Origin of the sequence: Microbacterium sp. 69-10 (genome assembly GCF_001897945.1) — a bacterium.
Taxonomy (GTDB): domain Bacteria; phylum Actinomycetota; class Actinomycetes; order Actinomycetales; family Microbacteriaceae; genus Microbacterium.
In genome coordinates, this window is sequence record NZ_MKRT01000030.1 from 29,309 (window position 1) to 29,845 (window position 537).

Sequence of the window (537 nt, forward strand, 5' to 3'; positions counted from 1 at the left end):
TGCCTCGTCGGACCCGCCGCGGGGGCGGCGCCGCACGATGCGCAGCTCGCTGGCCAGGATACCCAGCACCACCAGCAGGCCGCCGACCAGCGCGGCCGCGGGCAGGCGCTCCCCGGCGATGCGCCCGATCACGGCGGCCCACACGGGCTCGCCCGAGTAGATGATGGTGGCGCGCGTGGGCGAGACCGACTTCTGCGCCCAGTTCATCGTCAGCTGGATGATGCAGCTCGCGACGCCCAGGCCGACGCCGGCGATCACCCATGCCCAGTCGAAGGCGGGGAGGCTCTCGCCGACGAAGGGCATGGTCGCCAAGCCGAGCAGACCCGCGGTGAGCAGCTGCACGATGGTGATGCGTCCCAGGTCGACGCGACCGGCGAACACGCTGATGAGGATGATCTCGCCGACGATCGGGATGGTGCTGATCAGCGTCACCGTCTCGCCGACGCCCAGCGACAGCGAGAACGCGTCCGGTCCGGCGATCAGCAGCAGTCCGACGAAGGCGAGTCCGGCGCCGAGGAAGGCCATGGCGGGCGGGCG

1 protein-coding gene is annotated in these 537 nt (G+C 71.7%); it reads right to left on the reverse strand.

Features of this window, described 5'->3' with window-relative positions; genetic code table 11:
• Positions 1–537: EamA family transporter (locus BGN97_RS16585; RefSeq protein WP_292703974.1), on the reverse strand; the 537-nt coding region annotated here is incomplete at both ends.